The sequence below is a fragment of the Telluria sp. ZT3P25 genome (genome assembly GCF_059685895.1).
Map to the genome: position 1 here is coordinate 492130 of NZ_JCASIJ010000002.1, position 12860 is coordinate 504989.

Annotated in this window: 17 protein-coding genes and 1 tRNA gene; 6 read left to right on the forward strand and 12 right to left on the reverse strand. The window is 60.3% G+C overall.

From position 1 onward, the window contains the following. Positions 1-6 precede the first annotated feature (6 nt). Positions 7-315, forward strand: coding sequence for a hypothetical protein (locus tag AC56LY_RS20760; protein ID WP_499582810.1), 309 nt, complete (start codon positions 7-9; stop codon positions 313-315). Further along, a complete protein-coding gene (locus AC56LY_RS20765; RefSeq protein WP_499582812.1) occupies positions 312-1439 on the forward strand; it encodes an AAA family ATPase in 1128 nt (375 codons plus the stop codon). The genes AC56LY_RS20760 and AC56LY_RS20765 overlap by 4 nt, the downstream gene beginning before the upstream one ends. A 350-nt stretch (positions 1440-1789) precedes the next feature. On the opposite strand, the gene AC56LY_RS20770 is transcribed toward AC56LY_RS20765, so the two are convergent. The 9 genes from AC56LY_RS20770 to petA all read right to left on the reverse strand — a co-directional run bounded on the left by AC56LY_RS20770 (position 1790) and on the right by petA (position 7758). Further along, entirely contained in the window at positions 1790-2767 is a 978-nt protein-coding gene (locus AC56LY_RS20770; RefSeq protein ID WP_499582814.1) for an ImmA/IrrE family metallo-endopeptidase, read from the reverse strand. Further along, positions 2760-3089, reverse strand: a complete 330-nt coding sequence (locus AC56LY_RS20775) for a hypothetical protein (RefSeq protein ID WP_499582816.1) — start codon at positions 3087-3089, stop codon at positions 2760-2762. The genes AC56LY_RS20770 and AC56LY_RS20775 overlap by 8 nt, the downstream gene beginning before the upstream one ends. Then, positions 3082-3315 (reverse strand): colicin E3/pyocin S6 family cytotoxin, encoded by a 234-nt coding sequence (locus AC56LY_RS20780; RefSeq protein WP_499582818.1) that lies wholly within the window; start codon positions 3313-3315, stop codon positions 3082-3084. Before AC56LY_RS20780 ends, AC56LY_RS20775 begins: the two co-directional genes overlap by 8 nt. A 161-nt stretch (positions 3316-3476) precedes the next feature. Further along, positions 3477-3552: transfer RNA gene (locus AC56LY_RS20785), tRNA-Thr, on the reverse strand. A gap of 26 nt (positions 3553-3578) precedes the next feature. Next, complete coding sequence (locus tag AC56LY_RS20790; RefSeq protein WP_499582820.1) at positions 3579-4085, reverse strand: ClpXP protease specificity-enhancing factor; 507 nt, start codon at positions 4083-4085, stop codon at positions 3579-3581. Positions 4086-4223: 138 nt separating this feature from the next. After that, a complete protein-coding gene (locus AC56LY_RS20795) occupies positions 4224-4835 on the reverse strand; it encodes a glutathione S-transferase N-terminal domain-containing protein (protein WP_183554595.1) in 612 nt (203 codons plus the stop codon). A gap of 98 nt (positions 4836-4933) precedes the next feature. Beyond that, positions 4934-5698, reverse strand: coding sequence for a cytochrome c1 (locus AC56LY_RS20800; protein ID WP_499582822.1), 765 nt, complete (start codon positions 5696-5698; stop codon positions 4934-4936). 30 nt (positions 5699-5728) lie between these two features. Continuing rightward, on the reverse strand, positions 5729-7141 hold the full coding sequence (locus AC56LY_RS20805; protein WP_499582824.1) for a cytochrome b: 1413 nt from the start codon (positions 7139-7141) through the stop codon (positions 5729-5731). A 2-nt stretch (positions 7142-7143) separates the two neighbouring features. Further along, on the reverse strand, positions 7144-7758 hold the full coding sequence (gene petA / locus AC56LY_RS20810; RefSeq protein WP_183554589.1) for a ubiquinol-cytochrome c reductase iron-sulfur subunit: 615 nt from the start codon (positions 7756-7758) through the stop codon (positions 7144-7146). 223 nt (positions 7759-7981) lie between these two features. Here petA and mscL point away from each other — a divergent pair, with 223 nt between their 5' ends. The 4 genes from mscL to AC56LY_RS20830 are packed head-to-tail and all read left to right on the forward strand — an operon-like array spanning position 7982 to position 10707. Then, a complete protein-coding gene (gene mscL, locus AC56LY_RS20815) occupies positions 7982-8395 on the forward strand; it encodes a large conductance mechanosensitive channel protein MscL (RefSeq protein ID WP_183554587.1) in 414 nt (137 codons plus the stop codon). Beyond that, positions 8392-9603: a trypsin-like peptidase domain-containing protein gene (locus AC56LY_RS20820; protein WP_499582827.1), complete on the forward strand. Its 1212-nt coding sequence runs from the start codon at positions 8392-8394 to the stop codon at positions 9601-9603. The genes mscL and AC56LY_RS20820 overlap by 4 nt, the downstream gene beginning before the upstream one ends. Positions 9604-9631: 28 nt before the next feature. Further along, positions 9632-10318: a DUF2461 domain-containing protein gene (locus AC56LY_RS20825; RefSeq protein ID WP_332531913.1), complete on the forward strand. Its 687-nt coding sequence runs from the start codon at positions 9632-9634 to the stop codon at positions 10316-10318. Between the two features lie 11 nt (positions 10319-10329). Further along, positions 10330-10707, forward strand: coding sequence for a cupin domain-containing protein (locus AC56LY_RS20830; RefSeq protein ID WP_499582829.1), 378 nt, complete (start codon positions 10330-10332; stop codon positions 10705-10707). A 73-nt stretch (positions 10708-10780) separates the two neighbouring features. Here AC56LY_RS20830 and AC56LY_RS20835 read toward each other — a convergent pair whose 3' ends face one another. The 3 genes from AC56LY_RS20835 to secB all read right to left on the reverse strand — a co-directional run bounded on the left by AC56LY_RS20835 (position 10781) and on the right by secB (position 12835). Beyond that, complete coding sequence (locus AC56LY_RS20835; protein WP_499582831.1) at positions 10781-11809, reverse strand: NAD(P)H-dependent glycerol-3-phosphate dehydrogenase; 1029 nt, start codon at positions 11807-11809, stop codon at positions 10781-10783. Positions 11810-11826: 17 nt separating this feature from the next. Further along, the gene (locus tag AC56LY_RS20840; RefSeq protein WP_499582833.1) at positions 11827-12288 is read right to left on the reverse strand and encodes an SH3 domain-containing protein; all 462 of its coding nucleotides are present in this window, start codon (positions 12286-12288) and stop codon (positions 11827-11829) included. A gap of 88 nt (positions 12289-12376) precedes the next feature. Next, entirely contained in the window at positions 12377-12835 is a 459-nt protein-coding gene (gene secB, locus AC56LY_RS20845; RefSeq protein ID WP_183554579.1) for a protein-export chaperone SecB, read from the reverse strand. Between the last annotated feature and the right edge of the window lie 25 nt (positions 12836-12860).

The following is a 12860-nucleotide window of genomic DNA, read 5'->3' on the forward strand; positions in this document are numbered from 1 at the left end:
GGGGCAATGACGCCGCTGTTCGACCTAGTCGCCGCCGGTCTGCAACCTATCCGGCGAGAGGTCTGGCTCGGACTTGGTTTCTGCCCGCCAAAGCGCTGCGCGATTGCCATCGATCCGGGTGCATTGCCCGGCGATCAGGATTGCAGGGCCGTGGCGGGCCTCGACGTGATGCTCTGCTATCACGGACACTCCACGCGCTACGGCTTGCTGCGCGACCTATGCGCGGCGCTACTGCAGGCCGAGCCGCGGCGGCTGTTGGTAATCGATCTCGACTACGGGCGCCTGGCGTTCTTGAAACTTTGGAGTGGCACATGAGCCTGAGCAATCCCATGACCCTATTCGCGTCGGAAAAGGCCGAGCCAGACCTGATCGCTGCCAGGACGGCAAGCCGCGCGCTGCTGGAAGACACCCGCATTGTCAAAATTCGCTGCGGCGCCGATATCAAGCCCCTGGCCATCGACTGGCTATGGCCAGGCTGGCTGCCGGCCGGGAAGCTGACCATCCTGGCCGGCGCCGCTGGTACCGGCAAGACGACGCTCGCGCTGGGGCTGGGGGCGGTCATCACCACCAGCGGCCACTGGCCAGATGGCGCCGCCAGCACCAAGGCGGGCAACGTGTTGGTCTGGTCATCGGAGGATGTAGCGGACGACACCCTGGTGCCGCGCCTGATCGCGTCGGGTGCCGACCTGACGCGCTGCCACTTCATCGAGGGCATTGTCCAGCACGGCGCAAGTGTTCCGTTCGACCCCTCGCAGGACATTCCGGAGCTGCACCGCGCCGTGGAGCGGATCGGCGGCGCTGCGCTGCTGATTATTGACCCCATCGTGTCGGCTGTCGCCGGCGACATGCACCGAGCAAACGATGTGCGGCGCAGCCTACAGGCCGTGGTGGACTTCGCAGAGGCTCACAGCTGTGCTGTCATCGGCATCACCCACTTCGCCAAGGGCGGCGCCGGCAAGGCGCCACAGGACCGCGTAATCGGTTCCCAAGCGTTCGGCGCGCTAGCCCGCATGGTACTGGTCACCGCAAAAGAAGAAGGCAGCACGCGCCGCGTCTTGGCACGGGCGAAATCGAACATTGCGCCCGATGATGGCGGTGTTGCCTACTCGCTGGACCTAGTGACGATTGGGGGCGACATCGCCGCGACACGCGCCGTGTGGGATGGCGTGATCGAAGGCACCGCGCGCGAGATCCTAGGCGATGTGGAAACGGACGAAGAAAACGATGGGGGCGCGCGAGACGATCTGCAGCAGATGCTGGTCGACATCATCACCGACGCCGGCGGCTCGATGACGACCAAGGCGCTCATGGCCGAGGTACGCGACTCGGGACACTCGTGGGATACGGCCAAGCGCTTGAAGAAATCAATGGGGATCGAGTCCCGAAAGCTGAGCATGGGCGGTCCTTGGACCTGGTTCCTACCGGCGTCTAAAGCGTGAAGGGAGCGAAGGGAGCACTACATTTTCTGTGCTCTCTTCGCTCCCTTCGTGCTCCCTTCCGATACTGGCACCGATTTTAGGTCAGCGTTGAGCTGCAAGAAGGATCTCGGGAAAGCATAATATTATGCTGATATCGTGGGTGGCTTCAAAGCAGTCGAATATTTGTCTAACTGCTACAGCGTGCCCGGTTCCAACAAAACGCAGGTGAGGGTGCATGCGTCGGCATTGCGTATGCATATTTATACGCGGGTAAGCGCACCAAGGGTTTAACTCAGACAGCGCGTGTTCGAGGACTTCTGGCTTAGCCTGCTCCTGGAACGAATGGCATGTGTCGCGGAAAAACGAATAGCTCAGGTGGTTCGCCGAGAAATCAAGTCTTCAATCCGTTTAATCAGGTAAGAATTGAAGTTGGCATGGGCTAAGATATCTTCGTACGGCTGGCCCCTGCCTACCAGGCTTTGGCGGACTGCTGCATAGAAAGCATTTGCTGAATAATCACGCCGATTGTTAGTTGCAACAATACCATTCAAACTCCCCTTGATATTTGCCTTGCGCTGTACAGCGCTGGTTTCTTTCAGAATTTCGTCAAGAACTTCCCGCCAAGGTCGAGTATCCACGTTTGGCTCAAAATCCTGCTCAGCCTCAAATGACATCCAATTATGCCGCACGCCTCGATGTTCGTACTCAAAACACTGCTCGCTCTCGCTCAGTTGCGCAGATTCATCGAGGTAGGCACCTTGCCTCAGCGCCGATGCAAATGTACCTTTTGAAGAGCTCGAGTTAAGGACATGGCCAGTGGAGTCAATCGAGGCATAAACGTACCCTGGAGGAAGTGAGTTGTTCAGCGCAATAATGATTGCTTGCATGGACGTGCCACACAATTTCACTGCGGTTTTAGCGGTATAAGCGGGGTTTTTTTTCTGCTCATGCAGGTCCTTGAGCCAATGCTGGGGCATTAGTAGCTCAGCGGCAAACCGATTTGCCTCAGCTTCCATATCCCAGTAGACTTGATCCACACCATCTACGTGCGTGTCCACGCTCGAATATGAGCAAATCGTGCCAATGTGCCATGGAATTAGAACGTGGCCAAACTCGTGAGCTAGAGTAAAGCGCTGACGGGTCTGAGCGATTTGGGAGTTTACTATGATCGACGGTCGGCGCCCCTTGACCTTCAGGTGCAACGAAACGCCATCTACGTTCGGTACCGGGATAGGACGATGTTCCACATCCGCATATTCTTCAACCAAGCTCAATAAATTAGAACCAGGAAGATATTTATGACGGGCCGCTACAAGTGATGCGATCGCGACTTCTGGACAGTCAGTCAAGCTTTCCGATCTTTCTTAACCAATCTGAAAGCTTCTTGGCGTCATCAGTGCTGCCGGCACGAGCCGCGAGAGGCATGTAAAAATAATCCTCTGTAAAGTCCTCAATCGGGCGCTTACTTCTTCGAGCGGCAATGATTCCATGAATCGCGTGAGAGTCACGCATCCAAACTGCATACTCGTGCTTCGTCATTCCGAGCAACTCTCGAAGTTCTAAATCTTCACCAATTTCGCCGTCATGCCACGCATCAACGTAATCGTCAATCTGATCTGGCAAAGCCGTACCTCTCAAGCATCGGTCGACAAACGTTACAGTGTTAAACATCTATCTTCCTCCCCTTAACGGCTTCCTTGGTCTGCTCACCACTTTGGGCATGAAATGCGCCAATGTGTCGACCACGTTTGTTAAACCCTTCGATCTCGCCGTGTAACGAGTCCCAAGTATAGAAATTGCTCCTGTCCTTGCTCGCCCAAACCTGCTGAGTACCCAAGACTTTTACTTTATCGCACGTATCCAGAAAGGAAGGTGTTGGCTTCGGGATTTGCACCATTAGGCCATTTTTTTAATTGTATAGAATTTATAAGCACGTGTCCTGAGCGCGAACAAACTTGGGACGCAATTATGCAACGTATGAAACCTACATGGTGCCTACATGAAGCAGGCAGTAAAAAGCCCAGCCTACAGAAGGCTGGGCTAAGCACTTGATTATATTGGTGCCGGCTGCCGGTTTCGAACTGGCCACCTGATGATTACAAATCAACTGCTCTACCAAATGAGCTAAGCCGGCGTGATCTTTAGAGCAAGAATTATACGCTATTTGATCCGCGTGAGGGTCGGTCGTCCACCCTTCTTCGGTGGTTCGTCATCGCCACCCGACGCAGGAGCAGATACTTCTGAATCCGGCACCACCGGCGAATCCACGCCCTTGGACGGCACCGCCGACAGCGATGGCCCCGCAGGCGCCGTACCCACTTCTGGTGCAGATCCATCCGACGACGCAGCAGGCAATGCACCCACTTCAAACGCCATCCCCTGGCCGTTCTCATTGGCATAAATCGCCAGCACATTGTGCACAGGGATATAGATCTCGCGCGACACGCCATTGAAGCGTGCACGGAAGTGAACTGCGTCGTTATCCATCTTCAGTGCCGAGGTGGCGCCGAAGCTGATGTTCAGGATGATTTCGCCCTTGCGGACGTATTCCATCGGCACCGTCGTCGATCCATCGACCTTGACTGCAAGGTAAGGCGTAAAGCCACTGTCGGTGCACCATTCGTAGATGGCGCGCAGCAGGTAGGGTTTGGTGGAGATCTCTGACATGGTGGTATGGGCTAGCAATACAGGCAAAACGGGCGTTCGCGCCAGTCTATCGGATTCGCCCGAAGAACGTCCGATTCCGGCGCGTACGGTGCGGCTGAGGACAGGGGCAGGGGCGGGAAGGAGCCCGCCCCCGATCCATCAACGACGCATCACTTTCTCGGACGGGGTCAGCGCCTCGATGTAGGCAGGGCGCGAGAAGATGCGCTCGGCGTACTTCATCAGCGGTGCGGCCGTCTTCGACAGTTCGATGCCGTAGTGGTCCAGGCGCCAGAGCAGCGGCGCGATGGCCACGTCGAGCATCGAGAACTCGTCACCCAGCATGTACTTGTTCTTCAGGAACAGCGGTGCCAGCGTGGTCAGGCGATCGCGGATTTCGGTGCGAGCCTTGTCGTGGATCTTGTCGTTCGACTTGTTGCGCTCGCTTTCCAGCGTGTGCACGTGGACGAACAGCTCTTTTTCGAAGTTGAACAGCATCAGGCGGGCACGGGCGCGCATCAGCGGGTCGGCCGGCATCAGTTGCGGATGCGGGAAGCGCTCGTCGATGTACTCGTTGATGATGTTCGATTCGTACAGGATCAGTTCGCGCTCGACCAGGATAGGCACCTGGCCGTACGGGTTCATCGTCGAAATATCTTCCGGCTTGTTGAACAGGTCGACGTCGCGCACTTCGAAGTCCATGCCCTTTTCGAACAGGACGAGGCGGCAGCGTTGGGAGAACGGGCACGTGGTGCCGGAGTAGAGAACCATCATGGTTTATAGTTCCTTAAGAAACAAAGGGGTGCAGCGCCGAGCACTCACCCCAGAGAAATGATTGCCCGTATTATAGCCAACCGGACAACGAAAGCGAATTACTTCACTTCTTTCCAGTACGATTCATTCAATCGCCAGGCCAAAAAGGCGAAAATCGTCAGGAACAGGAGCACGAATGCCCCCAATCGCTTGCGTGTTGCCTGGGCCGGCTCGGCCATCCAGACCATGTAGGCAACCAGGTCGGCCGTGGCGGTGTTGAACTCCTGTTGGGTCATGGTGCCAGGGCTCACTTGCTCAAAGCCAGCGAAGGTGTGGACCATCTTGCCGGCCTCATGCGGATCGGGCTGCTCCGTGAACTTTGCTGTGCGGATCCCCTGCTGCAGCCACATCGCGTGCGGCATCGCGACATTCGGCACCACCATATTGTTCCAGCCGGTCGGGCGCGTGTCGTCCTGGTAGAACGTGCGCAGATAGGTGTACAGGTAGTCGGCGCCCGAGCCGCCCGGCGACGCCTTGGCGCGCGCGATCACCGACAAATCCGGCGGCACCGCGCCGAACCAGGCCTTGGCATCGTTCGGGCGCATCGCCGTGGTCATCATGTCGCCGACCTTGTCGGCAGAAAACAACAAGTTTTGCCGGATCTGGTCGTCTGTCAGGCCCAGGTCGCGCAGACGGTTGTAGCGCATCGACGCGGCCGAGTGGCAATTCAGGCAGTGGTTGACGAACAGTTTGGCGCCGTTCTGCAGCGACGCCAGGTCGGCGCGGTCCGGGGCGCGGTCGAGCGGGAAGCTGCCTTCGGCGGCGAATGCCAGGCCTGGCGCCAGGGCCAGGATGGCGAGCAGTTTTTTCACAAGCAATGTCATGGGATGTCCTTGTGCGCGGGTCCGAAGGCGTCAGTGCGGGGTGAAGGTGACACGGGTCGGCACCGGCTTGAAGGTGCCCATCGTGCTCCACCACGGCATCAGGAGGAAGAACCCGAAGTACGCCAGCGTGCACACTTGCGAGATCAGCGTGAACGCGGCCGTCGGCAGTTGCGTGCCCAGGTAGCCCAGCGTCACGAACACCACGGCAAACACCGCATACACCCATTTGTGCCAGTCCGGACGGTAGCGCAGCGAGCGGGCCGGCGAGTGGTCCAGCCATGGCATGCCGGCAATGATCATCACCGACGAGCCGAACAGCACCACGCCCCAGAACTTGGCGTCGAGCACTTGCGGCAACATGCCGATGACCACCAGCAGCCCGATCACGGCAATAATGACCTTGGTCATGAAGGCCAGGCGCGACTTGAACCAGATGAAGACGACGTAGGCCGCAACCGCTGCCATCAGCACGTACATGAAGTCGGCCGTGGTGGCGCGCAGCACCGAGTAGAACGGCGTGAAGTACCAGGTCGGCGCGATGTGCGACGGGGTTTTCATCGAGTCGGCCGGCAGGAAGTTGTTGTACTCGAGGAAGTAGCCGCCCATCTCGGGTGCGAAGAACACGACCGCCGAGAACAGCAGCAGGAACACGCTCACGCCGAACAGATCCTTGGTGGTGTAGTACGGGTGCGACGGGATCGTGTCGAGCGGGTAGCCGTCCGGGCCGATGTGATCTTTCACTTCGATGCCGTCCGGATTGTTCGAACCCACCTCATGCAGCGCCGTCAGGTGAGCCACCACCAGGCCAATGATGACCAGGGGCAGGGCGATTACGTGGAAGGCGAAGAAGCGGTTCAGCGTGGCGTCCGACACCACGTAATCGCCGCGGATCCACAGCGACAGGTCGCTGCCGATGACGGGAATCGCGCCGAACAGGTTGACGATCACCTGCGCGCCCCAGTACGACATCTGGCCCCACGGCAGCAGGTAGCCGAAGAACGCCTCAGCCATCAGGCATAAAAAGATGCCGAAGCCGAACAGCCAGACCAGTTCGCGCGGTTTGCGGTACGAGCCGTACATGAGGCCGCGCGCCATGTGCAGGTAGACAACGATGAAGAAGGCCGAGGCGCCGGTCGAGTGCATGTAGCGCACCAGCCAGCCCCACGGCACTTCGCGCATGATGTACTCGACCGAGCCGAAGGCCAGCGCCGCGTCGGGCTTGTAGTGCATCGTGAGGAAAATGCCGGTGACGATCTGCAGCACCAGCACGAGTGCCGAGAGCGAACCGAACAGATACCAGACGTTGAAATTCTTGGGCGCGTGGTACTTGCCCCACTGATCGTTCCACAGCTTGGTGGCCGGAAAGCGGTCGTCGACCCAGGCCAGTGCCTTCTGGGCCGCCGGTGCATCGGCGGGCAGTTTTGTCTCCTTGAACGCGCCCATGGTTATGCCTCGCCTTTCTCGTCTTTGCCGATCACGATCCTGCTATCGGAGAGATACATGTACGGTGGGACATCCATATTCGTCGGCGCCGGCTTGTTCTTGAAGACGCGTGCGGACAGATCGAAGGTCGAGCCATGGCACGGGCACAGAAAGCCGCCGGGCCAGTTGTCGGGCAGGTTCGGCTGCGGGCCGGCCGCCAGGCGTGACGAGGGCGAGCAGCCCAGGTGCGAGCAGATGCCGACCGTGACCAGTACTTCCTTGTGTTCGACGCGCGAGCGGTGGGGGTTCTTGCAGTATTCCGGCATGTCGAGCTGGAATATCTTTTCGGAGGCGGGGTCGGCCAGTTCAGCCTGGTCTTTGTCGAGCGTGGCCATCATGGCGGGGGTACGGCGCAGGATCCAGACCGGCTTGCCACGCCATTCGACGACTTTCATCTCGCCGGGGGCGACGTCGCCGATATCGACTTCAACCGGCGCGCCTGCTGCCTTGGCGCGCTCGGATGGCTGGAAGGTGCTGACCAGGGCTCCCGCCGTGGCCACGCCGACAACGCCGCCCGCCGCGCATGTCGCGACCAGCAAGCCCCGTCGACCAGGATCGACCTGCTTTTGAGTACTCATACCAACCCCACTCCGTGAATATACGAATTATAAGAATTAAGTCCGAGCTTCCAGCTTGCAAAATTATATGTGAACGGCAACACCTATAGAAAAAATATTGTCTCGCCTACACGCCTTGCGAAAATGGTCTTTTACACCATTCCAGCGCCCGGCAGGACACCGCGCCCATAGGCATCGGGTATCATGCGATTACTTATTTCAACAACAATGAGAGGGGTGAATCATGGCGATGATGGACGAATTCAAGAAGTTTGCGATGCGCGGCAATGTGATGGACCTGGCCGTCGGCGTGATCATCGGTGGGGCCTTCGGCCGCATCGTCGATTCGCTGGTCAAGGATGTCATCATGCCGCCGATCGGCGCGATGTTCGGTGGTCTTGATTTCGCCAATTATTACATCCCACTCAATGGCCAGGGCTATAACCTACCACTTGCCGAGGCGCAAAAGGCTGGTGCCGTGCTGGCGTACGGTAATTTCTTGACGATCATGCTGAACTTTATCCTTCTTGCATTTGTCATCTTCCAGATGGTGCGTCTGATGAACCGCCTGCGCGGCCCTGTCGAAGCGCCGACACCGGCTGCCACGCCCGAAGACGTACTGCTGCTGCGCGAGATCCGGGACGCCCTCAAAAAGTGAAAGATGACATCGTCCGCGACATAAGGCCCCCGCATCCGTTGCGGCGCTTCTGGGTCCGTTCCTGGCTGCTGTTTGCGCAAACGGTCACGGTGGCGCTGGCCATCTGGTTTGTCGTGGCCGCATTGCGGCCGGCCTGGCTCGAATCGACGCCGGCGCCCAAACAAGTACAGGTGGGCACCCCGGGCAAACCGGTGCCGATGCTGCAGGCGCCGCCCCGCGCTGCCACCGGCAGCTACCGCGACGCTGCCGCCAAGGCGATGTCGTCGGTGGTTAATATCTACACGAGCAAGGCCTCGCGCGAAGCGCACCCGCTGCTGAAAGACCCGCTGTTTCGCCGTTTCTTTGGCGGCGACCGCGCGCCGCAGGACGAGCAACTGGCCAGCCTCGGCTCGGGCGTCATCGTCAGCAGCGACGGTTACATCGTCACCAATTTCCATGTGATCGATGGCGCCGATGCGATCGAGGTGGGCCTGGCCGATGGCCGCAAGGCAGCGGCAACGCTGGTCGGCACCGATCCGGAGACCGACCTGGCCGTAATCCGCATCAAGGAGCGCAACTTGCCGGTGATGGTATTGGGCGACCCGGAGCAGGCGCGCGTGGGGGATGTCGTCCTGGCCATCGGCAACCCGTTCGGTGTCGGCCAGACCGTTACGATGGGGATTATCTCGGCGCTGGGGCGCAACAATCTGCACATCAACCACGTCGAGAATTTCATCCAGACCGATGCCGCGATCAACTTTGGCAACTCGGGCGGGGCGCTGGTCGATACCAGCGGCCACCTGCTGGGCATCAATTCGGCGATCTATTCGCAGACCGGCGGCTCGGTGGGCATCGGGTTTGCCATTCCCGTGTCCACCGCCAAGAGCGTGCTGGACGCCATCGTCAAGAACGGTGAGGTGGTGCGCGGCTGGATCGGCATCGAGTCGCAGGACATCACGCCCGAGATGGCCGACAGCTTTGGCTTGTCCAAACGCAGCGGCGCCATGATCGCCGGCGTGGTGCGCGGCGGACCGGCCGAGCGCGCCGGGATTCAGCCGGGCGACATCCTGGTGGCAGTTGCTGGTAAAAAAGTAGCTGATACGAGCGAGATGCTCAAGCTGGTGGCCCAGCTTGAGCCGGGCGCGTCCGTCCCGATGACGATCGTGCGCCAGCGGCGTGAAACAGCGATCGCCGTCAAGGTCGGTCGCCGTCCGCGCCAGACGCCCTGAACTTCTTGAATTTTATTTTCGGACACACATGCACCTGCGCGACCTGACGCAATACCTGAACGAACTGACCGAGAGCAATAACCGCCCCTGGTTCATCATGAACAAGCCGCGCTACGATATCCTGCGCGAAGAATTCCAGGAGGTTGTCACTGAGCTGATTCGCGCCATCACGGCCTTCGACAAGCAGGTCGCGGCCTGCAATCCGAAGAAGGCGATGTTCCGCATCAACCGCGACATCCGCTTTTCAAAGAACAAGACGCCGTACAAGACGCGCTTTTCGGCCGGCATCACGCCGAATGACAAGCGGCGGCCCAGTGCCGGCGGTGGCTCGACCTATTATTTCCAGATCGATGCCAGCGGGAAGCTCGGTTTTGGCGTCGGCGAATACCTGCCGCCACCGCCGCGCCTGAAGGCCATTCGCGAGCACGTGGTCAACGATGCGACGGGTTTTGGCAAAATGTTGAAGAATAAGCATCTCCGCGCTACCTATGGTGACCTCCTCGACGAGGACAAGTTGCAGCGTCCACCAAAGGGTTTCGATGCGGATCATCCGCATGTCGAGTACCTGAAGCTGAAAAGCTTTTTCGTGTGGACCGAAGTGGATCTGGCGCTCAATGCGCCGGAAAAACTGGTGCCGCAGCTGGCGCAGGGATTCAAGGACGCATTTGCGCTGGTCACCTGGCTGCGCAGCGTTCCAGAACAACACGACGAATAGAGGAGGGCGACATGGCCTTGCATCATGCTACATCCGGCGAGAAAATCGCATTGCAACGCGGCGATAACGATATCGCCCATTTCACCTCGGTGGCCCTGGTCAAGACCGAGCATATGGAACTGATCCGGCTGGTACTGCCGGTGGAACGGCCGATTCCCGAACACCGGGTCGATGGCGAAGTGACGGTGCTGTGCCTGGAAGGCGAGATCGCCGTCGATGCGCACGGTACAACGACGTCGCTGCAGCCGAACGAGATGGTGTATCTGAGTGGCGGTGTGCCGCACACGATCCGCGCCGTGAAGGACGCGGTGGCGCTCATGACGATCCTGATCGGGCCGCATCCATCGGGCGGACCGAGCGACGATCCGAGCGGGGCGCCGCCGCAGTAAGCCTGCGGCTCTTTGAAGAACGGCTGCGGCAGGTTCACCCGCAGCAGCCGTTATCAGGTTATTTCAAAAAACTTCAGGCCACTTCGATCCTTGGATCGCGCGCCAGCAAACCCGCCGCCGTCCGCGCCGCATCGACCCCATCGAACAGCACGCCTGCCACCGCCTCGGTGATCGGCATGTCCACGCCCAGCTTGTGCGCCAGCTCGCGCACGGCTTTTGCACACGGCACGCCTTCGGCCACATGGCCCAGCTCGGCCACGATGGTCGCCAGCGCCTTGCCCTCGGCCAGCGCCAGGCCCACGCGCCGGTTGCGCGACAAATCGCCCGTACACGTCAGGATCAGGTCACCCATGCCACTCAGGCCCATGAACGTGCCCGGCTGCGCGCCCAGCGCCAGTCCCAGTCGCGTGATTTCGGCCAGGCCGCGCGTGATCAGCGCGGCGCGGGCATTCAGCCCCAGGCCCAGGCCGTCCGATGTGCCGGTGGCAATCGCCATCACGTTCTTGACCGCGCCACCGACTTCCACGCCGACCAGGTCGTCGCACGAATAGACGCGCAGGTTGTCGCCATGCGCCAGTGCGACGACGCGTTCACGCAAGGCGCGCGAGCTCGACGCCACGGTCAGCGCGCATGGCAGGCCGCGCGCCACTTCCTGGGCGAACGACGGGCCGGACAGCGCCGCGCCCGGCACGGCGTCGCCCAGCACTTGCGCGACCACCTGGTGCGGCAGCAGGGCGGTGCCGGCTTCGAAGCCTTTGCACAGCCAGACCACATTGGGAATCGAGCGGCCGTGCAATTGTTCGAGCAGGGGCCGCAGGCCGGCCACCGGGCAGGCCAGGATCAGCAGCGGCGTTTCGTCCGGCGCGCCCGTGGCGACATGGGCCAGCGCGGCGTCGAAGTCGGCGCTCACGCGCAGGGCGGCCGGCAGTGGGTGACCGGGCAGGTAGGTGCGGTTGTCGCGCGCGGCATCGATTTCTTGCATCTGCTGGGGATTGCGACCCCACAGCAGCACGTCGTGGCGCGCCGCCAGGGCGATGGCAACGGCAGTACCCCAGGCGCCGGCGCCCAGGACAGTGATTTTGGTGAGCTTATTCTGTTGCATGGAACTCCTGCAGTGGATTACAGGCCCCAGACGTCCGAGACCTTGATATAGCCATCGATGCCGTCGCGGTGGACCACGCGCGCCCAGACGACGGCAGCCGGATCGCGCAGTACCAGCACGACACCTTTGTCGGCCGTCATCAGGACGGCGGAATGTTCATCGGGACTTGCATGCACGCGTGCGCCAGGGATGTTCACCAGCACATTGCGCTGCGCATTGAGGCCCCTGGCCTGGGTCCAGGCGGTATCGCCGTTCATGTCGCGCACCTTGACCCAGTCACCATAGGTGAGCAGGATCTGCAGCGGCATGCCGGGTGGCGCGATATAGAGTTTGTTCCCTTTGGCCGATGGCGTCGCGTAAAGGATCGCGGGGGTAGGGCCAACGGTTTTGAAATCGAATGCGAATGCGCTCGGGGCGACCAGCAATGCGGCGCATGAGGCAATCAACGGGAAGCCGGCAAGACGGCGGGCGGAGAACATGGCGGGCCTGGATGGTGGGTGAAACCGGGACGCCGGACAGTTGGCACGAACGCGGCGTGATGCCGCGTTCGTCGGGTACGACTGCTGCTTAGTTCGACGGCGCTGCTGCGGCTTCGGCCATGGCCTGGGCGCGCTGCTGGTAGAAGGCTTCGAAGTTGATCTCGGCCAGATGCACTGGCGGGAAGCCGGCACGGCTGATCACGTCAGCGATGTTCGCGCGCAGGTATGGGTAGATGATGTTCGGGCAGCCGATGCCCAGCAGTGGGTCCATCTGGTCAGCCGGGATGTTGCGGGCTTCGAAGATGCCAGCCTGCTTGCCTTCGACCAGGAACGCAACCTTGTCCTTGACCTTGGCGGTGACGGTGATCGTCACGGTCGACTCGTAGATGCCTTCGGCGATGCTTTCAGCACCCACGTCGAGCGACACTTCGATCGCTGGCGCTTCTTGCTCCAGGAAGATCGATGGCGAGTTCGGTTGCTCCAGCGACATGTCTTTCAAGTAGACGCGTTGGATTTGGAATACTGGTTGCAGAGTTTCGTCGGACATGGAACGCTTTCTAATAATAGTGGGA

What these genes read in the sequence shown, in the direction of transcription:
- AC56LY_RS20760 (WP_499582810.1), top strand. Translation starts at nt 7, where the DNA reads ATGACGCCGCTGTTCGACCTAGTCGCCGCCGGTCTGCAACCTATCCGG.
- AC56LY_RS20765 (WP_499582812.1), top strand. Translation starts at nt 312, where the DNA reads ATGAGCCTGAGCAATCCCATGACCCTATTCGCGTCGGAAAAGGCCGAG.
- AC56LY_RS20775 (WP_499582816.1), bottom strand. Translation starts at nt 3,089, where the DNA reads ATGTTTAACACTGTAACGTTTGTCGACCGATGCTTGAGAGGTACGGCT.
- AC56LY_RS20780 (WP_499582818.1), bottom strand. Translation starts at nt 3,315, where the DNA reads ATGGTGCAAATCCCGAAGCCAACACCTTCCTTTCTGGATACGTGCGAT.
- AC56LY_RS20790 (WP_499582820.1), bottom strand. Translation starts at nt 4,085, where the DNA reads ATGTCAGAGATCTCCACCAAACCCTACCTGCTGCGCGCCATCTACGAA.
- AC56LY_RS20795 (WP_183554595.1), bottom strand. Translation starts at nt 4,835, where the DNA reads ATGATGGTTCTCTACTCCGGCACCACGTGCCCGTTCTCCCAACGCTGC.
- AC56LY_RS20800 (WP_499582822.1), bottom strand. Translation starts at nt 5,698, where the DNA reads ATGACATTGCTTGTGAAAAAACTGCTCGCCATCCTGGCCCTGGCGCCA.
- AC56LY_RS20805 (WP_499582824.1), bottom strand. Translation starts at nt 7,141, where the DNA reads ATGGGCGCGTTCAAGGAGACAAAACTGCCCGCCGATGCACCGGCGGCC.
- petA (WP_183554589.1), bottom strand. Translation starts at nt 7,758, where the DNA reads ATGAGTACTCAAAAGCAGGTCGATCCTGGTCGACGGGGCTTGCTGGTC.
- mscL (WP_183554587.1), top strand. Translation starts at nt 7,982, where the DNA reads ATGGCGATGATGGACGAATTCAAGAAGTTTGCGATGCGCGGCAATGTG.
- AC56LY_RS20825 (WP_332531913.1), top strand. Translation starts at nt 9,632, where the DNA reads ATGCACCTGCGCGACCTGACGCAATACCTGAACGAACTGACCGAGAGC.
- AC56LY_RS20830 (WP_499582829.1), top strand. Translation starts at nt 10,330, where the DNA reads ATGGCCTTGCATCATGCTACATCCGGCGAGAAAATCGCATTGCAACGC.
- AC56LY_RS20835 (WP_499582831.1), bottom strand. Translation starts at nt 11,809, where the DNA reads ATGCAACAGAATAAGCTCACCAAAATCACTGTCCTGGGCGCCGGCGCC.
- AC56LY_RS20840 (WP_499582833.1), bottom strand. Translation starts at nt 12,288, where the DNA reads ATGTTCTCCGCCCGCCGTCTTGCCGGCTTCCCGTTGATTGCCTCATGC.
- secB (WP_183554579.1), bottom strand. Translation starts at nt 12,835, where the DNA reads ATGTCCGACGAAACTCTGCAACCAGTATTCCAAATCCAACGCGTCTAC.